At 72.7% G+C, this 22,440-nt stretch carries 17 protein-coding genes; 8 read left to right on the forward strand and 9 right to left on the reverse strand.

Features of this window, described 5'->3' with window-relative positions:
* Positions 1 to 111 precede the first annotated feature (111 nt).
* On the forward strand, positions 112 to 2,118 hold the full coding sequence (locus ACFVFH_RS22730; protein ID WP_383771650.1) for a phosphocholine-specific phospholipase C: 2,007 nt from the start codon (positions 112 to 114) through the stop codon (positions 2,116 to 2,118).
* A gap of 56 nt (positions 2,119 to 2,174) precedes the next feature.
* Here the strand turns inward: ACFVFH_RS22730 and ACFVFH_RS22735 are convergent, their stop codons facing one another.
* From ACFVFH_RS22735 to ACFVFH_RS22750, 4 genes are all read right to left on the reverse strand, one after another.
* Positions 2,175 to 3,485 carry a haloacid dehalogenase-like hydrolase gene (locus ACFVFH_RS22735; protein WP_383771652.1) on the reverse strand — a complete coding sequence of 437 codons (1,311 nt, stop codon included), beginning with the start codon at positions 3,483 to 3,485 and terminating at the stop codon, positions 2,175 to 2,177.
* Between the two features lie 78 nt (positions 3,486 to 3,563).
* On the reverse strand, positions 3,564 to 4,349 hold the full coding sequence (locus ACFVFH_RS22740) for a 3-oxoacyl-ACP reductase (protein ID WP_383771654.1): 786 nt from the start codon (positions 4,347 to 4,349) through the stop codon (positions 3,564 to 3,566).
* Between the two features lie 5 nt (positions 4,350 to 4,354).
* Positions 4,355 to 5,758, reverse strand: coding sequence for an aldehyde dehydrogenase family protein (locus ACFVFH_RS22745; RefSeq protein ID WP_383771656.1), 1,404 nt, complete (start codon positions 5,756 to 5,758; stop codon positions 4,355 to 4,357).
* A 38-nt stretch (positions 5,759 to 5,796) separates the two neighbouring features.
* Positions 5,797 to 7,161 (reverse strand): glutamine synthetase family protein, encoded by a 1,365-nt coding sequence (locus ACFVFH_RS22750; RefSeq protein WP_383771658.1) that lies wholly within the window; start codon positions 7,159 to 7,161, stop codon positions 5,797 to 5,799.
* A 259-nt stretch (positions 7,162 to 7,420) separates the two neighbouring features.
* Between ACFVFH_RS22750 and eat the strand changes: the two genes are divergently transcribed.
* From eat to ACFVFH_RS22765, 3 genes are all read left to right on the forward strand, one after another.
* Positions 7,421 to 8,902: an ethanolamine permease gene (gene eat, locus ACFVFH_RS22755; protein ID WP_383771660.1), complete on the forward strand. Its 1,482-nt coding sequence runs from the start codon at positions 7,421 to 7,423 to the stop codon at positions 8,900 to 8,902.
* A gap of 73 nt (positions 8,903 to 8,975) precedes the next feature.
* A complete protein-coding gene (locus tag ACFVFH_RS22760; protein ID WP_383771662.1) occupies positions 8,976 to 9,698 on the forward strand; it encodes a gamma-glutamyl-gamma-aminobutyrate hydrolase family protein in 723 nt (240 codons plus the stop codon).
* 129 nt (positions 9,699 to 9,827) lie between these two features.
* On the forward strand, positions 9,828 to 11,159 hold the full coding sequence (locus ACFVFH_RS22765; RefSeq protein WP_383771664.1) for a peptidoglycan DD-metalloendopeptidase family protein: 1,332 nt from the start codon (positions 9,828 to 9,830) through the stop codon (positions 11,157 to 11,159).
* Here ACFVFH_RS22765 and ACFVFH_RS22770 read toward each other — a convergent pair.
* Positions 11,129 to 12,280 (reverse strand): DMT family transporter, encoded by a 1,152-nt coding sequence (locus tag ACFVFH_RS22770; protein WP_383771666.1) that lies wholly within the window; start codon positions 12,278 to 12,280, stop codon positions 11,129 to 11,131. The two genes, ACFVFH_RS22765 and ACFVFH_RS22770, sit on opposite strands and share 31 nt — an antisense overlap.
* A gap of 223 nt (positions 12,281 to 12,503) precedes the next feature.
* Here ACFVFH_RS22770 and ACFVFH_RS22775 point away from each other — a divergent pair, with 223 nt between their 5' ends.
* Both ACFVFH_RS22775 and ACFVFH_RS22780 read left to right on the forward strand, forming a co-directional pair.
* Positions 12,504 to 13,184 carry a (2Fe-2S)-binding protein gene (locus ACFVFH_RS22775; protein ID WP_383771668.1) on the forward strand — a complete coding sequence of 227 codons (681 nt, stop codon included), beginning with the start codon at positions 12,504 to 12,506 and terminating at the stop codon, positions 13,182 to 13,184.
* Positions 13,185 to 13,380: 196 nt separating this feature from the next.
* A complete protein-coding gene (locus ACFVFH_RS22780; protein WP_383771670.1) occupies positions 13,381 to 15,990 on the forward strand; it encodes a PA14 domain-containing protein in 2,610 nt (869 codons plus the stop codon).
* A 174-nt stretch (positions 15,991 to 16,164) separates the two neighbouring features.
* Here ACFVFH_RS22780 and ACFVFH_RS22785 read toward each other — a convergent pair whose 3' ends face one another.
* From ACFVFH_RS22785 to ACFVFH_RS22795, 3 genes are all read right to left on the reverse strand, one after another.
* Positions 16,165 to 16,620, reverse strand: coding sequence for an ATP-binding protein (locus ACFVFH_RS22785; protein ID WP_383771672.1), 456 nt, complete (start codon positions 16,618 to 16,620; stop codon positions 16,165 to 16,167).
* Positions 16,621 to 16,722: 102 nt separating this feature from the next.
* Positions 16,723 to 18,348, reverse strand: a complete 1,626-nt coding sequence (locus tag ACFVFH_RS22790) for an ATP-binding protein (RefSeq protein WP_383771674.1) — start codon at positions 18,346 to 18,348, stop codon at positions 16,723 to 16,725.
* Positions 18,345 to 19,559, reverse strand: coding sequence for a PP2C family protein-serine/threonine phosphatase (locus tag ACFVFH_RS22795; protein WP_383771676.1), 1,215 nt, complete (start codon positions 19,557 to 19,559; stop codon positions 18,345 to 18,347). The genes ACFVFH_RS22790 and ACFVFH_RS22795 overlap by 4 nt, the downstream gene beginning before the upstream one ends.
* A gap of 309 nt (positions 19,560 to 19,868) precedes the next feature.
* Between ACFVFH_RS22795 and ACFVFH_RS22800 the strand changes: the two genes are divergently transcribed.
* Positions 19,869 to 21,353: an SDR family NAD(P)-dependent oxidoreductase gene (locus ACFVFH_RS22800; RefSeq protein WP_383771678.1), complete on the forward strand. Its 1,485-nt coding sequence runs from the start codon at positions 19,869 to 19,871 to the stop codon at positions 21,351 to 21,353.
* Positions 21,354 to 21,697: 344 nt separating this feature from the next.
* Positions 21,698 to 21,874 carry a hypothetical protein gene (locus tag ACFVFH_RS22805; RefSeq protein ID WP_383772132.1) on the forward strand — a complete coding sequence of 59 codons (177 nt, stop codon included), beginning with the start codon at positions 21,698 to 21,700 and terminating at the stop codon, positions 21,872 to 21,874.
* A 73-nt stretch (positions 21,875 to 21,947) separates the two neighbouring features.
* Here the strand turns inward: ACFVFH_RS22805 and ACFVFH_RS22810 are convergent, their stop codons facing one another.
* Entirely contained in the window at positions 21,948 to 22,322 is a 375-nt protein-coding gene (locus ACFVFH_RS22810) for a fluoride efflux transporter FluC (RefSeq protein WP_383771680.1), read from the reverse strand.
* Positions 22,323 to 22,440: the final 118 nt, after the last annotated feature.

Below are 22,440 nucleotides of genomic sequence, written 5' to 3' on the forward strand. Positions count from 1 at the left end.
TGGAAAGCCGCAGACACAACGCCCTGTCAAAGGTCTGGTGCTGAACCATCTGGCGCGGCACGCTGGCTTCGAAGTCATGACGACGCATTCGAACCCGGCGAAGGCAGGCAGATGACACCGATCACCCGAAGGGGTTTTGTGGCGCTCGGCGCGGGCGTGGCGGCGGCCCGGACGAGGACGGCGACCGCGAAGGCGGCCACCGGCACCATCAAGGACGTGCGGCACGTGGTGGTGCTGATGCAGGAGAACCGCAGCTTCGACCACTACTTCGGCAGGCTCAAGGGCGTACGCGGCTTCTCCGACCGGTCCGGGATCACCCTCGCCGGTGGCCGCACCGTCTTCGACCAGCCGCACGGCACGGGGCGCCAGCACCCCTGGAAGCTCAGCGCCACACCGGCGGCGGGCGGCGCCGACCCCGAGACGCTCGCCCAGTGCAGCGGAGACCTGCCGCACAGCTGGACCTCGCAGCACTCGGCCTGGAACCAGGGCCGGATGGACAACTGGGTGGCGGGCGTGGGCAATGTGCGCGCACTCGGCTACCTCGACCGCTCCGACATCCCCTTCCACTACGCGCTCGCCGACCACTACACGGTGTGCGACGCCTACTTCAGCTCGGCGCTCAGCGCGACCGGACCGAACCGCACCTTCCTGTGGAGCGGCAAGGTGGACGCGTCCAGCAAGGACGGCGGTGACGAGTCCGGGCTCACCTGGGAGGCGTACGCCGAGGCGCTCCAGCGGGCCGGTGTGTCGTGGCGCGTGTACCAGAACGCCGACGACAACTACGGCGACAACGGCCTCGCCTACTTCCGGAAGTTCACGGACGCCCCGCCCGGCGACCCTCTGCACGACCTCGGGATGGGGTCGGTGAAGAAGGTGACCGGCTCCACCCCCGACGACATCGCCGCCGCCATCAGGGCGGACGTGCTGGCCGGGACCCTGCCGCAGGTGTCCTGGGTCGTCGCCAGCCAGGCGTTCTCCGAGCATCCCTACGCCCCGCCCGGCGACGGGGCGCACTTCGTCGACCTGGTGTACCGGGCGCTCGCCGCCGACGAGGACGTCTTCGACTCCACGGTGCTCTTCCTCAACTACGACGAGAACGACGGCTACTTCGACCACGTGCCGCCGCCCTCGCCGCCGGCCGGGACCGAGGGCGAGTTCCTCGGCGGAGTGCCCATCGGCCTCGGCTTCCGGGTCCCGATGATCGTCATGTCGCCCTGGACGCGCGGCGGCTGGGTCTCCTCCGAGGTCTTCGACCACACCTCCGTACTGCGCTTCCTGGAGACCTGGACCGCGGCCCTCGGGAAGCCGGCCGTCTGTCCCCACATCAGCGCCTGGCGGCGCAGGGTCAGCGGCGACCTCACGGGCGTCTTCGACTTCGCCCACCCGGTGAAGGGTGTGCCGTCCGGCCTGCCGGGCACCTCGGTGATCGGGCTGAGCACCTGCGGCCCGCTGCCCAACCCCGTCCCGCAGGACAACGCGCTGCCCGCGCAGGAACCCGGCACCCGGCCCGCCCGCGCGCTGCCGTACCAGCCCGGCGGCGATGTGGACCGGCTGGAGTCCGGTGCCGCGGGAGCGGTCAAGATCTGGCTGACCATGACCAACAAGGGCGCACCGGCGACCCGTGCCGCGCACTTCTCCGTACACCCCAACGCCTACCGCGCGACGGTGCCGTGGCAGTACACCGTGGACGCGGGCGGCACCGCCACGGACTTCTTCAGCATCGGCACGGGCAGCGGGGACGGCAAGTACGACCTGACCATGACCGGACCCAACAGATTCCTGCGCAGATTCACCGGCGACGCCAAGGCCGCGGGCAGGTCCTGCGAGGTCGCGGCCCGCTACGCCGACGCACCGGACACCGGCAGGCCCGCACTCTGGTTCACCTTCACCAACACCTCGGCGGCCGCCGTCACGTTCACCGTGACCTCCGGCCAGTACCGCGGCGACGGGCCGTGGACGTACACCGTCGCGGCCGGCGGCAGCGAACAGGACTACTTCAACGCGGTGGCGCTGGCCCACGGCTGGTACGACTTCACGGTGACGATCGGCGGCGACACCTCCTGGTCGCGGCGGTACACCGGGCACATCGAGACCGGCGAACCGAGCGTCAGCGGCTGAACGCCACGGCGCGCGGGTGGCGGGCCGGCCTGGCCCCGCACCCGCGCGCCGGTGGGTCAGCCCGCGAAGACGGTGTCCCGCTGATCGGGGATCACACCGCCGTCACCGCGGCGCACGGGCCGCGACGACCCGTCCGAGGCGGTGTATCCGGTGGTGGCACACGGATAGACGCCGTCCATCCGGCCCTTCGGCCCGATGAACATGGGGTTGACCACCCATCTGCCGTCCGCGTCGTCGTAGGAACGGCACATCAGCTCCGTCTTGTTCCGGTTGAGGACCAGCCGCAGTCCGGTCGCGTCCCGGAGCATCGACACGTCCGTGTCGGAGTCCCCGGCCGCGAACACCGGCCGCTTCGCCGGGACCTGCACCCGGGAGGCGGCCGCGCCGCGCACCCCGAAGATCTCCTTGTTGATCCAGCAGCGCTTGCCGTCGATATAGGTGATCTGCGCGTCCTGCCCAGGGCGCTCGGTGCCGCAGGAGCGCAGATGCGAGGTGTAGCGGCCCCGTTCGGTGGTGGACCGGATGCCGATCACGTTCCCGGGCGCCACGTCGACGCCCCCGGCCCAGACGTCGACGACGGGCTGCGGCGACGCGGAGACGATCCACACGTCGAACCCGGCCCGGCGCAGGGTGCGGATCAGGTCGCGCTGCTGGTCGTAGTAGCGGACGTAGCCGGTGGCGTCCGGGGTGCTGCCGACCCGCTGGGTGGCGCCCACCGGAGCGGCCAGGTTCTCGGCGCGGGCCGCGGCGGCGAAGGCACGCACCTGGGCGGCCGTCCAGCCGTGGGTCAGCTGCGCCAGCCAGGCGTACGAGGGTTCCATCGTGCGCCGGTCGTACCCGGCGAAGGCGTCCTGCCCCGAGGTGGTGGCGGCATCGCTGTAGACCGAGAGGATCTCGTCGGCGCAGGCCGTGTCGGTCGCGGTCGGGAGAGTGCGGTCGCGGCCGGTGCCCCCGGGGCAGGCGGCGCGCAGCGACCTGGCCGCCGCATCGGTGAGATAGCGGCTGGTGGTGCGCCAGTCGCCGTGCTCGGGCGGCCGGATGCGGGAGTTGCGCAGCAGCCAGAACATGGTGGCGTCGCCGATGTCGTTCTTGACGACGGTGTTGTCCCAGTCGAAGACGGCCACCGGCGCGGCGCGGCCGTCGCGGTGGTGCGGCGCGCAGCTCCCGTACCGGTCGATGATCCGCTGGATCCGGGCCTGGTTGGCCCCGTACCAGCCGGTGGAAACGGTCAGCCGCGGGCAGGAGCGGCCGGGGGCCGGGCGGTCGTGGGCCTGGGCGGGCGCGGTGACGCCGGCCAGCGCGGCGGCCAGCGCGAGCGCGGTGACGGTCCGCCGGGCGGACCGGGGTGCGGAACGGAGTACGGACACGCTGAGCTCACTCCTGTGGTGGGGCAGGGCGTGCGGGGGACGGGGCGCCGGGCGTCCCGCCCCCCGCACGCGTGCGGTCTAGAGCGGGGTCACGTAGGCGCCGGTGAGGCCGCCGTCCACCAGGAAGTCGGTGGCGTTGACGAAGGAGGAGTCGTCACTGGCCAGGAAGGCCACGGCGGCGGCCATCTCGGTGGGCTCGGCGAACCGGCCGGCCGGGATGTGCACCAGCCTGCGCGCGGCCCGCTCCGGGTCCTTGGCGAACAGCTCCTGGAGCAGCGGGGTGTTGACCGGCCCGGGGCACAGCGCGTTGACCCGGATGCCCTCGCGCGCGAACTGCACCCCCAGTTCGCGTGACATGGCCAGCACGCCGCCCTTGGAGGCGGTGTAGGAGATCTGTGAGGTGGCGGCGCCCATCCGGGCCACGAACGAGGCCGTGTTGATGATGGAGCCCTTGCCCTGGCGGCGCATGTAGGGGATGGCGGCCTTGCAGCACAGATAGACGGAGGTGAGGTTGACCTCCTGCACCCGGCGCCAGGCGTCGAGGCCGGTCTCCAGGATGGAGTCGTCCTCCGGCGGCGAGATCCCCGCGTTGTTGAAGGCGATGTCGACCGAGCCGTAGGTGTCGAACGCGGCCTTGAACAGCGCCTCCACCTGCTCGGCGTCGGTGACGTCGGTCCGTACGAAGAGGCCGTTCACCTCCTCGGCGGCGGCCTTGCCGCTCTCCTCGTCGACATCGGCGCAGACGAGGTGCGCGCCCTCGGCGGCAAGGCGCCGGACGGTCGCCAGCCCGATGCCGCTCCCGGCTCCGGTGACTACGGCGGTGCGGCCGACCAGGCGGCGGCAGACGGCGGTGGTGTCGGTCATGGTGCTCAGGCCTCCGTGCTGATGAAGACGTTCTTGGTTTCGGTGAACGCGGTGAGTGCGTCGGGACCGAGCTCGCGGCCCAGACCGGACTGCTTGTAGCCGCCGAAGGGAGTGGCGTAGCGGACGCTGGAGTGCGAGTTGACCGAGAGGTTCCCGGCCCGCAGGCCCTGGCCGACCCGCAGGGCACGGGCCACGTCGCGCGTCCAGACCGACCCGGCCAGCCCGTACTCCGTCGCGTTGGCCAGCCGTACGGCGTCCGCCTCGTCGTCGAAGGGCAGCACCACGGCGACCGGGCCGAAGACCTCGTCGACGGCCACCGGGGCCTCGGGCGACACCCCGGCGAGGACGGTCGGCGGGTACCAGAACCCCGGCCCGTCGGGGGCCGAGCCGAGGATCGTCCGTACGCCGTCCGGCAGGCCGCCCCCGGCGACGCCGTCCACGAAGCCCCGTACGCGGTCCCGCTGGGCGGCCGAGATCAGCGGGCCCATCGCGGTCCGCTCGTCCGAGGGGTCGCCGACCACCACGGCGGCGAGGGCCGGTGCCAGCAGTTCGAGGAAGCGGTCGTGGACCGTGCGCTCGACCAGGATGCGGGTCCGGGCGCAGCAGTCCTGCCCGGCGTTGTCCAGGAAGGACATCGGGGCGGCGGCCGCCGCGGCCTCCAGGTCGGCGTCCGCGAAGACGACGTTCGGGCTCTTGCCGCCGAGTTCCAGGGTGAGGCGCTTCACGTGGGCGGCGCAGCGGGTCATGATGTGCTTTCCGGTACTGGTGGAACCGGTGAAGACGATCTTGGCCACGCCGGGGTGGTCCACCAGGGCGGCCCCGGCCACCGGTCCCTCGCCCGGCAGCACCTGGAGGAGCCCGCCGGGCAGCCCCGCCTCCAGGGCCAGTTCCGCCAGGCGCAGCGCGGTCAGCGGCGTGGTCTCGGCGGGTTTGAGCAGCACGGCGTTCCCGGCGGCGAGCGCCGGGGCGGCGCCCCAGGCGGCGATCGGCATCGGGAAGTTCCAGGGGGCGATCACACCCACGACGCCGAGCGGCTCCAGGAGGGTGAAGTCGATGCCTCCGGCGACCGGGATCTGCCGGCCGAGCAGGCGCTCGACGCCACCCGCGCAGTAGTCCAGGAGGTCGCGCACATTGCCCGCCTCCCAGCGGGAGTTGCCGATGGTGTGACCGGCCTCGCGGACCTCCAGCAGGGCCAGTTCCTCGATGTGCGCGTCGACGACGGCGGCGAACCGGCGGAGCAGCCGGGCGCGGTCGGCCGGGGTCGCCGCGGCCCAGGCACGCTGGGCGGCGGCGGCGCGCGCGACGGCCGTGTCGACGTCGGTGGCGGTGGCGGCCGGGACGGTGGCGGCGACCTCGCCGGTGGCCGGGTTCAGGACGTCCAGGCTGTGCGGTGCGGACTGTGGGGACACGTACGGGCCTCGATCGGGAGTGGGGAACGGGTGGGAGGTCACAGGCGTTCGAAGGAGCGGCGCAGCTCCCAGTCGGTCACGGCGGCGTCGTAGGCGGCGAGTTCGACACGCGCCATGTTCAGGTAGTGCGCGACGACCTCCTCGCCGAACGCCTCCTTGGCGATGGGGCTGGCCTCCCACAGGTCGGCGGCCTCGCGCAGGGTGGTCGGCACCTGTTCGTACTCGGCGGTGTAGGCGTTGCCCGTGCAGACCTCCGGCAGCGTCAGTTCGTGCTCCACGCCGTACAGCCCCGCGGCGACCAGCCCCGCGGTGGCGAGGTACGGGTTGACGTCGCCGCCGGGCAGCCGGTTCTCGAAGCGCCGGGAGCGGCCGTGGCCGACCACGCGCAGCGAGCAGGTGCGGTTGTCGTGGCCCCAGGCGACGGCGGTCGGTGCGAAGGAGCCGGGCTGGAACCGCTTGTAGGAGTTGATGTTCGGCGCGTACAGCAGGGAGAAGTCGCGCAGGGCGGCGAGTTGCCCGGCGAGGAAGTGCCGCATCAGCCGCGACATGCCGTCCGGGCCGTCGCCCGCCATCACGTTCTCGCCGTCGCCGTCCGTCAGCGAGAGGTGGATGTGACAGGAGTTGCCCTCGCGCTCGTCGTACTTGGCCATGAAGGTGAGCGAGACGCCCTCCTGCGCGGCGATCTCCTTGGCACCGGTCTTGTAGATCGCGTGCTGGTCGCAGGTGACCAGCGCCTCGTCGTAGCGGAAGGCGATCTCGTGCTGGCCGAGATTGCACTCACCCTTGGCGGACTCCACGGTCAGCCCGGCCGCCTGCATCTCGTTGCGGATGCGGCGCAGCAGCGGTTCGACCCGGCCGGTGCCGAGGATGGAGTAGTCGATGTTGTACTGGTTGGCCGGGGTCAGGCCGTGGTAGCCGCGGTCCCAGGCCTCTTCGTAGCTGTCCTTGAAGACGATGAACTCCAGCTCCGTGCCCACCTGGGCCCGATGGCCGAGGGCGGCCAGCCGGTCCAGCTGGCGGCGCAGGACCTGGCGCGGCGCGGCGACGACCGGGCTGCCGTCGTTCCAGGCGAGGTCCGCGAGGAGCAGCGCGGTGCCCTCGTGCCAGGGCAGCAGGCGCAGGGTGGCCAGGTCCGGGAGCATGGCGAAGTCGCCGTAGCCGCGCTCCCAGGAGGACATCGCGTAGCCGTCGACGGTGTTCATGTCGGTGTCCACGGCCAATAGGTAGTTGCAGCCCTCGGTACCGTGCTCCAGGACCTCGTCGAGGAAGAACCCGGCGGCGAACCGCTTTCCCTGGAGGCGGCCCTGCATGTCGGGAAAGGCCAGCACGACGGTGTCGACGGATCCGCTCGCGACGAGGGCGCGCAGCTCCTCGACGGCGAGCGGGGGTGTGCGGTCTGCCACGGGATTCCTCCTTGGGTGCCACCGGGATCCATAAGGTATGACAGGGGACCATTGCTTGGGAAGGGCCCGGCCGTGAAGCCGCACTGACTCGGCGGCTCCACCCCGAGCACCCGTCACCAGCATGGCCCACACCCGTAACCACTGTTTGACGCGCGCCTCTTGTGTTTCCCCCTGGCGTTCCATAAAGGTGTGCCGGTGAACCTTTGATCAGCCTTCACCGCCTCGACGCAGCGCCGTCGACACACGTCTGGAGCGCCCCATGGCCCAGGGAACCGACACCTCCACCAGCCCGCCCGGCGGCAAGGCCGACGCCGGGTCCGGCACGGACGCGTACCTGCACCGTCGCACCCTGCGCCGGGGGAGCGCCGGCTGGCTCCTGCTGACCGGACTCGGCGTCGCCTATGTCGTCTCCGGCGACTACTCCGGCTGGAACATCGGCCTGTCCAAGGGCGGTTTCGGAGGGCTCGCCGCGGCCACCGTGCTGATGGGCCTGATGTACGCCTGCCTGGTCTTCTCGCTGGCCGAACTCTCCGCCATCCTGCCCACCGCCGGCGGCGGCTACGGCTTCGCGCGCCGCGCCCTGGGCCCCTGGGGCGGCTTCCTGACCGGCACGGCCATCCTCATCGAGTACATCCTCGCGCCCGCCGCCATCTCGCTCTTCATCGGTGACTACGTCGAATCGCTCGGCCTGTTCGGCCTCACCTCCGGCTGGCCCGTCCATCTCGCCTGCTTCGCGGTCTTCATCGGCATCCACCTCTGGGGCGTCGGCGAGGCGCTGCGGTTCAGCCTCGTCGTGACCGCCATCGCGGTGGTCGCGCTGCTGGTCTTCGCCATCGGCGCGTTCACCGACTTCGACCCGGGCCGTCTCGACGACATCCCGGTGGACACCGGCACGTTCGGCTCCTCGTCCTGGCTGCCCTTCGGACTGCTCGGCATCTGGGCCGCCTTCCCCTTCGGCATGTGGTTCTTCCTGGGCGTCGAAGGCGTGCCGCTCGCCGCCGAGGAGGCCAAGGACCCGGTCAGGTCGATGCCCAGGGCGCTGGCCATCTCGCTGACCGTGCTGGTCGGGCTGGCGGTCCTCACCTTCCTCTCCGCCACCGGGGCCCAGGGCGCCAGGGCCATCCAGGAGGCGGGCAACCCCCTGGTGGTCGCGCTGGAGGGCGACGGCGGTCCCACCGGCCTGAGCCGCTTCGTCAACTACGCGGGCCTGGCGGGCCTGGTGGCCTCGTTCTTCTCGCTGATCTTCGCCGGCTCCCGCCAGCTGTTCGCACTCTCCCGGGCCGGCTATCTGCCGCGCTTCCTCTCGCTGACCAACCGCCGCAAGTCCCCCTACCTCGGCCTGCTGATCCCCGGCGCGATCGGCTTCACGCTGGCCGCCTGGATCGGCAACGGCGGCCGGATGCTGAACGTCGCCGTCTTCGGCGCCACCATCAGCTACGCCCTGATGGCGCTCTCCCACATCGTGCTGCGCCGCCGCGAACCGGGGCTCCACCGGCCCTACCGCACGCCCGGCGGCGCGCTCACCTCGTCCGTGGCCCTTGTCCTGGCGTGCTCGGCGCTGGTGGCGACCTTCCTGGTGGACCGGGACGCGGCGTTCATCGCGCTCGGGGTGTACGTGGTGGCGCTGGCCTACTTCGCCCTCCACAGCCGCCACCACCTCGTCGCGGGCGCCCCGGAGGAGGAGTTCGCCGCCCTGGCGGCGGCCGAGGCCGAACTGTCGCGGGAGCGAACACGGCCGTGACACCGAGAAGTCGACCGTACGCCAGCCCCTGCCGTGCCCGTGCGCGGCGGTGAACGAACCGGAGGAGGGCTCCATGGCCCGGCCCGTCATCGGCATCAGCACCTACCAGGAACCGGCCCGCTGGGGCGTGTGGGAGATGCCCGCCGTCCTGCTGCCCGCCACCTACCCGCGCCTGGTGCGGGCGGTCGGCGGCCTGGCGGTGCTGCTGCCGCCCGACGACGCCGCCGACGCGGCCCGGGAGACCGTGGCGGCACTGGACGGTGTGGTGATCGCGGGCGGCGCGGACGTCGAACCGGCCCGCTACGGCCGGTCGCCCGACCCGCGCACCGGCCCGCCCGCCCGCGCGCGCGACGCGTGGGAACTCGCGCTGATCGGGGCGGCGATCGATCTGCGCGTCCCGCTGCTGGGCATCTGCCGGGGCATGCAACTGCTCAACGTCGCTCTCGGCGGCACTCTGCACCAGCACCTGGACGGGCACACCGGCGGCACCGGGGTCTTCGCCGAACACACCGTCACCCCCGTCCGGGGCACGGTCTACGCGGCCGTGGCCCCGGAGCCGGCCGTGGTGCCCACCTACCACCACCAGGCCGTGGACCGGCTGGGATCCGGCCTCACGGCGAGCGCCCACGCGCCCGACGGCACCGTGGAGGCGGTGGAACTCGGCGGCCACGACAGCCTGGTGCTGGGGGTCCAGTGGCACCCCGAGATGGGCGAGGACACCCGGGTGATGGCCGCGCTCGTGGAAGCGGCGGCCCGGCACCGCGCCGCCACCACGGACGAGGTGCCCGTGCCGTGACCGCCGCACGGTAGTACGGCGGGGCCGCCGGACCCGCCCGGCGGCCCGTCGCTCTCTTGTCATCGGCCTTTGCCTGCACATAAGTTGGGCGCTTGCGACGTGTCCTACTGCCAGTGGGGGAGCCAAGTCATGGCCGCGAACGGACGGCACCGCAGATATCAGCCCAGCCGGATCAACCGTGCCTCGCTCACGGTCACCGCGGGCGGTGCGGGCCTCGCGCTCCCGCTCATCGCCGCGACCTCGGCGGGCGCCGCGTCGGCGGACGTGTGGGAGAAGGTCGCCGCCTGCGAGTCCACCGGCGACTGGCACATCAACAACGGCAACGGCCACTTCGGCGGCCTGCAGTTCACCCGGTCGACGTGGGCCGCCTACGGAGGCGCGCTCTACGCCCCGCGCGCCGACCTGGCCACCAAGGACCAGCAGATCGCCATCGCCGAGAAGGTGCTCGACGCGCAGGGACCGGGCGCCTGGCCGACCTGCTCGACGAAGGCGGGCCTGGCCCGCGACGGGCAGAGCGCCGACATCAGCCCGCAGTCGCAGCGGACCGGTCAGGTACGGACCCCGGGCACGCCCGCTTCGAAGCAGACCGCCTCCCCCAGGACCGCCCCCGGGAAGACCGCCCCCGGCACGTCCGCCTCCGGAAAGGCGGCGACGAAGCGGACCACCGCCCCCGCCACGCCGACCACCGTGCCCGGCAAGCGCGAGTCGTACACCGTGGCGCGCGGCGACTCGCTCTCCGCCATCGCGCAGAGCGAGCGTCTGCGGGGCGGCTGGCAGCACCTCTACGCGCAGAACCGCGAGGTCGTCGGCGACGACCCCGACCTCATCCTCCCCGGGCAGCGCCTGAGCCTGGACACCGCCCGGCCGGGCACCTCGGCACCGGCGAAGCCGAAGGCCGGGCCGAAGCCCCGGAAGGCCGCCGTACCGGAGCAGCGGGCAGCCGCCGCGCAGCCCCGCGCGGCCAAGGCGCAGCACGACACCGCGCAGCAGAAGGCGAAGCCGAAGCCGCAGCCGAAGAAGACCGCGAGCCACCGGCCGAAGGAGCACACGGAGCGGCACACCGGCCTCGTCGCACCCGTGGCGGCCGCCACCGGCACCCCGTACCACCAGGCGGGCTCGTGGGCCAGCGGCTACCACACCGGGGTCGACTTCCCCGTGCCGACCGGCACGTCGATCAGGGCGGTGGCCTCCGGCACGGTCGTCTCGGCGGGCTGGGGCGGGGCCTACGGCTACCAGGTCGTCATCCGGCACGCCGACGGCAAGTACAGCCAGTACGCGCATCTGTCCGCGCTGCACGTGCGCGAGGGCCGGCACGTCTCGGCGGGCCAGCGGATCGCCCGCTCCGGCTCCACCGGGAACGTCACCGGCCCGCATCTGCACTTCGAGGTCCGCACCGGACCCGGCTACGGATCGGACATCGACCCGCTGGCCTACCTGAGGGCGGGCGGCGTCAGCGTCTGAACGCCCCCCGGGGGCCCGTCCGGGTCCTCGGGCACCACGGACCCCGCAGCCGGGCGGCCCCGCCGCTCCGAAGGGTCGTACGGCGACGGCTCCGGCGCGAACGCCACCCGGCCCAGGCAGTCCAGCGGCATCAGCGCGGGCAGCGGACGCGCTGTGCCGGACGCCCCGGGGACCGGGCCCGCGGCGGGCCTCCCGGTCCCGGCGCCCTCGCCCGGAGCCCCCACGTCCGTCCCGTACCCCGGGGCGTCCTGAAGCCCGCCGTCCGCCGCACGGGCGGCGCGCTGCTCCGCGCCCAGCCGCTCCGACGTGAGCAGGACCAGGCCGCCCGCGGCGACCACGGCGCAGGCCGTCGCGAGCACGGCCCCGGCGGTACCGTGCCGGAACTGCTCCCCGAACATCATGATGCCGACGATCGCGGCCACCACCGGGTTCACCACGGTCACCGTCGCCAGCGGCGCCGTCAGCCCGGCACCCCGGTACGCGGCCTGGGAGAGCAGCAGCCCGGCGGCCGCGAAACCGGCGATGGCCAGCAGCGCCGGCAGCTGCGCCGCCAGCGCGCCGGAGACCCACCCCACGGCCACCGTCTTCACGAACACCGAGGCGATACCGAACGCGATGCCCGCCGCCCCGGCCAGGACCACGCTGCGCACCACCGGCCGGCGCACGCCGGCCGAGGCCAGGAGGAGCAGCGCGATCGCGCCGAGCGCCGCCCCGGCGACCAGCAGCCGGTCCGCGCCGTCCAGGGAGTGCGACTCGGCGTTCCCCGTGAGCGCCAGCAGCCCCGCCAGTCCGACGGTCGCCATGATCGCGCCCCGCCAGGCGGTGGCCCCGGCCCGGCGGCGCACGAAGAGCGCCGCCATCGGCAGGGCGAAGACGATGGTCAGCGCGCCGAGCGGCTGGACCAGGCTGAGCGGGCCGTAGGCCAGCGCCACCACATGGAGCACCGCGCCCCCGCCGTTCAGCGCCACGGCGGCCCACCAGACGCGGTCGCGCAGCGGTGCGAGCGAGCTGCCGCCGCCGGTGGTCGCCACGCGCTCCTGGACGATCGCCCCGGCCGCGTACGCGACCGCGGAGACCAGTGACAGCAGCACGGAAAGCGCAAGGGAACTCATGTACACCACGATGTCCCTTCGACGCGGCCGCGTCGTCGTCCTTGAGACGGCGATCGGGCGTACTGCTTTGGTAGTACGGCCGTGTTCCCAGTGTCCTCCTCCGGTGGGTAGTCATCCCTCCGGCGGACCGGGACCCCTCGCCCGCGGGGTTACGGTGAGCGGCGGACCGTGGCCCGCGGGGAGCACCCGCGGCCGGGTCCGGCGCCCGGAACGGCGGGAAGGAGCACATGCGATGGACGGGTCCGCGGCGGCCTCGGTGGGCGGATTCTTCGTGCTGCGGACCACCGCACCGCCCGACGGGACGCACCGGCCGCTGGCACGGCTGTACGCGGGGGACACGGCCCCGCTCACGGCCCGCATCGACACGGTCGCCGCCCGGCTGGGCACCGCCGAGCGCAGAGTGGCCGCCTCCGTCGCGCACCTGGGGCTGGCCTCCCGGCTCTGGTCGGTGGCGCTCGGACCGGCGGCCCTGACCGGAAGCTTCCCCGCGCTCCCGCCCGGTGCCCTGTGCTGGGACCCGGAGCAGCCCGCCCCCGACGACCTGTGGCTGGACGGCGCCGAGCCGCTGCCCGGCACCGCCTGCCGGATCCGGGAAGCCGTCCAGTACGGCCACCTGGTGCCCCTTGCCGAGGCCGTCCACCGGGACGGCCCGCTGGCCGACCGGCTGCTGTGGGGCAACGCCGGGTCCGCCCTGGCCGGAGCCCTGAACCGGCTCGTCGTCTGGGCGCGCGCCCACCGCCGCCCCGACGTGGCCGCGCGGGCCCGCGCACTGACCGCCGAACTCTTCGACCACCCGGACCTGCGGAACACCGGCGCCCCGCACGACGTGGCCTTCCGCCGCCGCAGCTGCTGCCTGTACTACCGCACACCGGGCGGCGGCCTGTGCGGTGACTGCGTCTTCGAAAGGGCCTGACCCGGCGAAAGGGCCTGACCCGGCGAAAGGGCCCGACCCGGCGCCGCCTCGCCGGACGGAAGCCGCACTTCCCCCTTGCTTTGTCATGTACCTGGACAGCGGCTCGGGTGTCGTGCTGTCATGCCAACTGCCGTTCCTTCCAACGTTGTACATCCTGTTGCAACGAGCCGCCACCCTTCCTCAGCTAGGAGGATCCGTGCGCATCAGAAAGAACCTGGTACTGCTTCTCGCCGCAGCTCTCGGCGCCGCCGGTCTGGCCGCCGTGCCCACCGCGTCGGCCGCACCCGACCCCGCGGGCGCCGTCGAGGTGCACGGCCTGAAGGGCGAGTACTACACCCAGACCGCCCCCGGCGCCTTCGACTTCGGACAGCTCCGGGCGACCGGATTCGACCCGGCCATCGACTTCCCGACGCTGGAACCGCGGCTGGCCGCGGCCACCGGGCAGAGCGACGACGTCAGCGTCCGCTGGACCGGAAAGATCGTGCCGGAGAAGACCGGCGCCCATGTCTTCTCGATGATCGGGGACAACGGCTTCCGGCTCTGGATCGACGGGAAGCCGGTCATCGACCACTGGGTCGACGACTGGGAGAAGGAACAGACCTCGCGTCCCGTCGAGTTGACCGCGGGGAGGGCCTACGACCTCAAGGTGGAGTTCTTCGAGCACGAGGGAGGGTCCAATCTGCACCTGAAGTGGACCGAGCCCGGCGGTACCGCGGTCCCGGTGCCGCAATCCGCCTTCCGGCTGCCCGACGGCTTCGCGTACGACGGGGCCATCGCCGCCACCGTGCTCGCCGACGGCCGCACCCTCAAACTGGACTTCGCGCAGAAGCTCGGCAGGCCGCCGGCCGGGCTGGTCAACCACCTCGACGCGGTGATCGGCGGGGCCGAGTGGCCGCTCGGGAGGGTCGAGGCCGACCCGAAGGACGCGCGCAGCCTCACCGTCGCACTCAAGGAACCGGTCGTCGGCAACAAGGCCGGGAACGCCACCGGCCTCGCCGACGTCCGTTACGACGGCGAGGGCGCGCTGGCCGGTGCGGACGGCAGGAAGGTCGGCGCCTTCTGGTCCAGCGGGCCGAACCGCTCCAGGCACGAGCTCACCACGGAATGGGCCGACGAGGTGGGGCCGGACAACGCCCTCCCCGAGTACCCGCGCCCCCAGCTCACCCGGGACGACTGGCAAAACCTCAACGGCACGTGGGAGTTCGCCGCGGCCGAGGCGGGTCAGCGGCCCCCGGTGGGCAAGAAGCTCGGGGAGAGGATCCTCGTCCCCTACCCGGTCGAGTCCCAGCTCTCCGGGATCGAACGGCACGAGGACCGCATGTGGTACCGCCGCACCTTCACCGTCCCGAAGAAGTGGAAGGTCGGCTCGGGCAAGCGCCTCCGGCTGAACTTCGGTGCCGTCGACTGGCAGGCCGAGGTCTACGTCAACGGCCACGAGGTCGCCGAACACAAGGGCGGGTACGACAAGTTCGGCGCCGACATCACCGACGCGCTGAAGCCCGGCCGCACCCAGGAGCTGATCGTCGGCGTCCATGACCCGACCGACGCCGCGGACGGCGAGAACCCGCCGATGGGCAAGCAGCGCCTCGACCCGAGCGGCATCTGGTACACCCCGTCGTCGGGCATCTGGCAGACGGTGTGGATGGAGCCGGTCGCCGCCGACCACGCCGACTCGCTGAAGATCACCCCCGACGTACCCGGCGAGAAGGTGGCCGTCGAGGTGCGCGGCGTGCGGGACGGGGTGCCCGTCACGGTGACCGCGTACGACGGGAAGCGCAGGGTCGCGACCGTCGCCGGACGCACCGGCGCCGCGCTGGACCTGCCCGTGCCCGAGCCGCACCTGTGGTCCGCCGCCGACCCGCATCTCTACCGGCTGGAGGTCCGCGTCGGCTCGGACCGGGTCGGCAGCTACTTCGGGATGCGCTCGATCGCCGTCGAGAAGGTGGACGGCACCCCGCGCACGGTCCTCAACGGCGAGCCGGTCTTCCTGATGGCCACCCTCGACCAGGGATTCTGGCCGGACGGGCTGCACACCGCACCCACCGACGAGGCCCTCGCGTACGACCTCAGGATGCACAAGGCGATGGGCTTCAACTCCGTCCGCAAACACATCAAGGTGGAGCCCGACCGCTGGTTCTACTGGGCGGACCGGCTCGGTCTGCTGGTCTGGCAGGACATGCCCGCGATGAACACCGTCGACCCGTCCGCCGCCGCCCGCGCCGAGTACGAGCGCGAGATGAAGGAGATGATCGACGAACACTCCAGCCACCCCTCCGTCGTCATGTGGGTCACCTTCAACGAGGGCTGGGGCCAGTACGACCAGGCCCGCATCGCCGACCAGGCCAAGTCCTGGGACCCGACCCGGCTGGTGAACAACATGAGCGGGCTCAACTGCTGCGGCGCGGTGGACGGCGGCAACGGCGACATCGCCGACGCACACGGCTACCCCAGCCCCGCGCTGCCGGCGCCGGACGGGCGGCGGGCCCTGGTCAGCGGCGAGTACGGGGGGCTCGGCCTGGCCGTACCCGGGCACGCCTGGGCCGTGCAGCAGTCGTACATCGCGGTCGACCCGGCCACCTACACCGACGACTATCTGGCCAGGCTCGCCGAGGTGCGCAAGCTGGCCTGCCGGGGGAGCAACGGCGCCGTCTACACCCAGATCTCGGACGTGGAGGGCGAGTTGAACGGGCTCCTGACCTACGACCGCCGGATCGTGAAGCCCGACGTCGAACGGATCCGGGCGGCGCAGGAGGCACTCGTACGGGACGCGTCCCAACCGGTCGTGGCCGGGTGCCCCACCACCTGACCCACGAGGGATCCCGCGGCCCGGCCCGTCCACCGGGCCGGGCCGCGGGGCCCCGTCGGCACCCTCGACGCACCGGGACGACCGGCGACGACCTGGGCACGGCCGCCGCGGACGCGCCGCCGCACCGGGCCGACCATGGTCGTGGGGCGGGCGGCGTCCCGCCCGCCCCACAGCTCAGCTGCTCAGTTCGAACTCGGCCCGGATGCGCTTGCCCACCGGCACGCGCTCGGCCGTCAGCTTGTCGCACAGCGCCACCACGATCTCCATGCCGTGGCCGCCGGGGCGCGTCGGGTCGGGGGAGTAGAACAGCGGCAGGGCGGTGCTGGAGTCGTACACCGTGACGCTGACGCGCTCCGCGGTGCCCTCCAGCTCCAGCAGGTACGGGCCCTGGCTGTAGCGGTCGGCATTGGTCACCAGCTCGCTCACCGCCAGCAGCAGATCGCTGCGGGTGTGCTCGCCGAAGACCGCGAGCCATTCGGCGGCCAGCCGGACCAGGAAGCGGTCGGCCAGCGCCCGTGCCTGCGCGATGCAGCCGGGCTCCCCGTCGAACACCTCCGCGCTGTGCAGAACCTCGGTGGACCGGTCCGGGCAGGGGCGGCCGGCCGGTCGCGAGGTGACCTGTTCGTTCATGTGCTCCAGCCAGGGCGACGCAGGGGTGTTCGGTGACAGCGGCTTCTCGGTGTCCGCCTACCCGCGACGAACGGTCCCACTCCGGGCAGGACCCGATGGATCTCAACCATGGCAGGACCCCCCGGCCGCGGTCTCCGCAACGGGCGGTTCCGCCCCGGCGCGCGCCGGAGCGTCGGGGGCGACCGGCAGCGTGAAACGGATCCGGGTCCCTTCGGAAACCTCCTCTTCCAGCCAGATCCGGCCACCGTGGACCTCCACGATCTTCCGGCACAGGGCCAGTCCGATGCCGGTTCCCTCGTACTCGTCCCTGCCGTGCAGACGCTGGAAGATGACGAACACCTTCCGCGCGGACTCCGGCGCGATGCCGATGCCGTTGTCCGCCACCAGGAAGTGCCATTCCCCGCCCTCCCGCACACAGCCGACGGTGATCCGGCACGGTACGTCCGGCCTGCGGAACTTCACCGCGTTGCCGATCAGGTTCTGCCACACCATGGAGAGTGCCGTGGCGTCCCCGGTCACCTCGGGCAGCGGCCCCTCCCGGACGACCACGGCGCCGGACTCCTCGACGACCAGTGCCAGATCGGCCAGGGCCCGGTCGAGGGCCCGGTCGAGGGCGACCGGCTTCCATGTGTCGTGCATCCGCCCCACGCGGGAGAAGGTGAGCAGATCGTCGATCAGCACCTGCATCCGGGTCGCGCCGTCCACCGCGTAGTCGATGTACTGCCGGGCCCGGTCGTCGAGCGAGTCCGCCGCCCGCTTCTCCAGGAGCCGGCAGAACGAGGCCACCTTGCGCAGCGGCTCCTGCAGATCGTGCGAGGCGACATAGGCGAACTGCTCCAGCTCCGCGTTGGACCGGCGCAGCTCCTGGGCCTGCTCCGCCAGCAGCTTCTCGCGTTCCTGGGAATCGGCGAGCTCCCCGACGATCCGGCGCCGCATGTCCTCGACGGCCGCCGCCACCGCGCGCACGTCCGACGGCCCGTCCACCTCGATCCGGTTGCGGAACGCCCCCGAGCGGACCGTGTCGGAGGCGGCGGTCAGCCGGTTCAGGGGCCGCCCCACCATCCGGTGCAGCAGCAGGCTCAGCGAGACCACGGCCAGCAGGAAACCCGCCACCAGCGCGACGAACACCTGGTCCCGGGTGGTGCGGGCGGCGCCCAGATCGGCACGGGCCCGGTCGCGCGCCACGTCGAGGTGCGCCTGCTGGGCCGTGTACAGCCGCCGCAGCGTGTCGAATTCGTCCTTGCTCCGCCGGATCGGGGACGAGGTCTCGGACGCCGGGCCGTCCCGGCGGACCTCGGCGATCAGCGGCTCGGCGTGCCGGCCGCGCCACTCCCGCGCGGCCTCGGCGATCCGGTCGAGATCGTCGGCGAAGGGCTGCTCGTCCCCGACGAGCGCCCGCACCCGGGCCAGCCGGAGGCGCTCGTCGCGCATGCCCTGCTTGTAGGGGCGCAGGAAGGAGGTGTCGCCGGTGAGCGCGAAACCGCGGACCCCGGTCTCCTGGTCCAGCAGGGCGTTCTGCAGCTGGAAGGACGACGAACGGGCGGGCTGGATACGGTCCACCAGCTCGGTGGTGCGGTCGGATATCCGGTACAGCACCAGACCGCCCACGACCGATCCGGCGCAGACGACCAGGACGAAGACGGCGAGGATCAGATGGACCCAGTGCTGGACCGACAGGCGCGAGGCCGGGCGGCGCCGGGCCTCCGGCGCCGCGTCGCACCCGCTCACCGCGGGTCGCCCCGTCCCCAGCCCAGGTGCAGCACGGCCACGTCGTCCGCGAGACCGCCGTACGGGGACGCCGCCCCCGCCGCCTCGTCGACCAGGGTGTCGACGAAATCGCGGGCCGCCAGCGCACCGTGCCGACGGGCCAGGGCCAGCAGCCCCTCCTCGCCCAGCCGGGTACCCGGGCCCGAGCGCCCTTCGAAGAGTCCGTCCGTGAACAGGACGATCCGGCCGTCCCCGGGAAGCGCCAGCTCCGAGGCGCTCCACCGCTCCGTCCCGGTCCCCGGCACCAGCCCCAGGGCCATCCCGGGCTCGGGCTCCTCCCAGCTCACCCGGGCCCCGCCGCGCAGCAGCAGCCCGGGGTGCCCGGCCCGCACCACCCGCACCCGGCGCCGGTCCGGGGTGAAGGCCAGCGTGGTGACGGTGGCGAAGACGTGCGGGTCGGACCGCTCGGCGACCAGGATCTCCTCCAGCAGCCGGACCTGTTCGAGCTGGCCGGTCGCGCACAGCACCGCCGTGCGCCACGCCACCCGCAGACAGACCCCGAGCGCCGCCTCCGCCGCCCCGTGCCCCGACACGTCGCCGATCACCGCGTGCACCGTGCCGTCGGACGTCTGCACCACGTCGTAGAAGTCCCCGCTGAGCAGGGCATGTGCCCGGCCCGGTTCGTACCGCGCCACCGCTTCGAAGGACTCGTCGAGCAGCAGGGGCACGGGCAGCAGACCGCGTTCGAGACGGGCGTTCTCCTGGGCCATCAGCCGGTTGGCGCGCAGCGCCGCCGCCGCCCGCTCGACCTGCTTGCGCTGGAGGGCGTACCGGACCGAGCGGCCCAGCGCCTCCGGATCGAGCCGCCCCTTGACGAGGTAGTCCTGGGCACCGGTCGCCACGGCCGACAGGCCCGTGTCGGCCTCGGCCCGGCCGGTCAGCACCACGATGGCCGCGTCCGGCGCCGATTCGACGATCTGGGTGACGGCGTCGAGCCCGAACACGTCGGGCAGATGCAGATCGAGCAGCACACAGCACGGCGTCCGGCTTCCGGCCAGGAACCCGCGTGCCTCCGTCAGGGTCTTGCACCAGGTCAGCGCCGAGTCCAGCTCGCTGTCGGCGAGCATCTCCTCGACCAGGAGCGCGTCCCCGGCGTCGTCCTCGACGAGCAGGATCACGGCGTCGACGTCCCACACCGAACCCTGGCCGGCCGGGGGAGCGCTCTGCTGCACGGGAACGACGGGTTTCGCCGGAGAGCCGCCCGCGGGGAGTCCGGCCACTGTGCATCCCCCTCGTGTGCGCACGGCACGGCCCGTCCCCGCCCGTATGGCAGCGAAGCATATGTGACCGGCCCGTGGAGGAGGCCCCGGGGCGCGGGCCGCGGCGCTCGTCCGGCCCGCACTCCGGGGGCCGCGGAACGGCCGCGGCATCACGCGAACGGAGCAGCATCCGGTGCATGGCAGACTTGATCGGGGCGTTCGGCCCGGCAGGAACAGGCCCGGCGGTCGGCGCCACGAGAGACGGATGACAGAGGAACGGCAATGACGGTGACCAAGGACATCCCGGAGTTCGCTCCCGGTACTGAGGAGTTCGGTCCCGGTATCGACCCCGAGCGGCTGGCCGTCTGCCTGAGCGTGCTCGACGAACTCGACACCATCGAGATCGACCACCCCGACGCCGTCACCGTGCGCCGTGCCACGGCCGGGATCTACCGCACCGTGAAGCAGCGCCGCCGCCAGGAGCGCCGCGCCGCCAAGACCGCGCACGACAAGGCGGTCACCGAGGCCACCGCGACCGGCTCGGCCGACCGCATCGACGACGAGACCCAGGGCGTCCTGCCGTCGTCGTCCGCCCGGGCCGAGATCGCGGGCGTCCTCCAGAGGCCCCGGTCCTGCTACATCTGCAAGACCAGGTACGTGGAGGTGGACGCCTTCTACCACCAGCTCTGCCGGCCGTGCGCGGCGGAGAACCGGGCGCGCCGCGACGCGCGCACCGACCTCACCGGGCGCCGTGCCCTGCTGACCGGTGGCCGGGCGAAGATCGGCATGTACATCGCGCTGCGGCTGCTGCGCGACGGCGCGCACACCACCATCACCACCCGCTTCCCCAACGACGCGATCCGCCGCTTCAAGGCGATGCCGGACAGCGACGAGTGGATCCACCGGCTGAAGATCGTCGGCATCGACCTGCGCGACCCCGCCCAGGTCGTCGCCCTCGCCGACTCGGTCGCGGCCGAGGGCCCGTTGGACATCCTGATCAACAACGCGGCGCAGACGGTGCGCCGTTCCCCGAACGCGTACAGCGAACTGGTCAACGCCGAATCCGCGCCCCTGCCCGCGGGCGAGCTGCCCGCCGCCGAGGTCATCGGCACCTTCGGCAGCGGTACCGTCGACCGGGTCGCGGCCCTGCCGGCCGCCCGCAAGGAGGGGCTGAGCGCGCAGGACGTCACCGAGCTCGCCCTGGTCACCGGCTCCGCCTCGCTGGAGCGGATCGCCGCCGGGACGGCGATCGACGCGGGCGGGCTGGTGCCCGACCTGCACGACACCAACAGCTGGATCCAGACGGTCGAGGAGGTCGAGCCGATCGAGCTGCTGGAAGTCCAGCTCTGCAACTCCACCGCCCCGTTCATCCTGATCAGCAGGCTCCGCCCGGCCATGGCGGCGACCGCCGCCGAGCGGGCGTACGTGGTGAACGTCTCCGCGATGGAGGGCGTGTTCAGCCGCGGCTACAAGGGCGCGGGGCACCCGCACACGAACATGGCCAAGGCCGCCCTGAACATGCTCACCCGCACCAGCGCCCAGGAGATGTTCGAGAAGGACGGCATCCTGATGACCGCCGTCGACACCGGCTGGATCACCGACGAGCGCCCGCACCCCGACAAGATCCGGCTGGCCGAGGAGGGTTTCCACGCCCCGCTCGACCTGGTCGACGGCGCCGCCCGCGTCTACGACCCGATCGTGCGCGGCGAGGGCGGCGAGGACCTGTACGGCTGCTTCCTCAAGGACTACGCGCCGGCCAACTGGTAGTCGTCCGGGCGATGCGCCGGGCAGAGCCGCCGGGACCCGGCCGGGAATCGCTCCCGGCCGGGTTCTTTGCGTCTGCGGTGGCTGAAAGTGACCTAGAGCACACGTTCCATCGAGCGCGGAAGCGCTCATTTGGTTACTCTGGTGTGAACGGACGTCATCGAGGAGTCCACAAACCTTCCTCGACCGTCCCGGGACAGACTTGTCAACCAGGTCTCCGTCCCGCCCCGTACCCGGCGCCACCGCGACCGAACTGTTCTTGCCCCTGCCCGCACGGGCGCTCGATCCCGGCAATGAGTCCGGCGCATCGGCGACGCCCGGGGCTACGCGACACAAAGGAGTGCGCGGTGACGACACCGGAAATGACGAAGCACGAGAAGCGGCCCGCCGATCGGCACGGAGAGCGGGCCCGCAGGCCCGAGAAGCTCCGGAACATCGAGGTCTGGGCCAGGTCCGCACCGATCCGGCTGGCCGGCTACGAGGACGACCTCGCCGAGCCGCACATCCTGCCCGGCATCGACTGACCACGCTTCACACCCTTCGTACTCCGGTCCGCATCGCGCGGGCCGGAGTACGGGCGTTCCGGGCACCCGCCGGTCACAGCGCCGCCCGCGCCACGGCCGCACCCGCGAACGACAGCCCCACGCCCGCGCCCGCGGTGAGCGCCGGATATCCGGCCGCCAGGGCCACCCGCCGCGCCGAGGCACACGTCAGCAGCTCGTACGAGAACGTCGACCAGGTCGACAGGGCGCCGTGGAAACCGGCGGCGAGCAGCAGCTGGAGCCGGTGCCCCGGATCCCCGTCGGTCGCCGCCTCGGAAAGGAAGCCGAGAAGCAGCGCCGCCCCCGCGTCGGCCGCGAAGGTGCCCCATGGAAAAGCGGTGTGGAGGCGGAACTTGGCGTCCACACCCGGCAGATGACGCACCGGGGCACCCACCAGCGCGCCCGCGAGCACCAGCAGCCAGTCGGTCATCGGGCACCGTCCTGGACCGCGGCCCCGGCACCACCGCCGATCGCGACGACCGCCGCGACCGCGGGCTGCGTCCCGGGGTGGTGAGCGGGGTGGGTCTGATGGGTGCAGTCGCATTCTT

The organism is Streptomyces sp. NPDC057697 (assembly GCF_042799335.1).
Taxonomy (GTDB): domain Bacteria; phylum Actinomycetota; class Actinomycetes; order Streptomycetales; family Streptomycetaceae; genus Streptomyces.